The sequence below is a fragment of the Brevibacillus sp. SIMBA_040 genome (assembly GCF_046535075.1).
Classification (GTDB): domain Bacteria; phylum Bacillota; class Bacilli; order Brevibacillales; family Brevibacillaceae; genus Brevibacillus.
This window is the reverse complement of record NZ_JAWRXI010000459.1, coordinates 1-229: the sequence shown is the minus strand read 5'-3', so window position 1 is coordinate 229 and position 229 is coordinate 1. Positions and strand designations below refer to the sequence as shown.

The window sequence follows — 229 nt, the reverse complement described above, 5'->3', positions numbered from 1 at the left end:
CGTGTCGGAGGGGTTGAGGCGCTGTTGCACTTCACTGAAATAACTCACCAGCGCACTTTGCTTTTGCAAGTGTTCGGCTTGCGTGTCCACCAGTGTGCGGTAGAGCGCCAACAGCCCGCGATACAACACGGGGTCGCACGTGTAAGGGGTGTTGAACGCGCGATAGCCCTGGTCGGTGCTGAACCCCAGTTGGTATTGCAGGTCGGTCAGCCAGGGCGTATCGAGATAC

Annotated in this window: 1 protein-coding gene; it reads right to left on the bottom strand. The window is 58.5% G+C overall.

The annotated features are described in order from the left end of the window. On the bottom strand, window positions 1-229 hold a 229-nt coding region (locus SB752_RS33430), incomplete at both ends, for a hypothetical protein (RefSeq protein ID WP_410719664.1).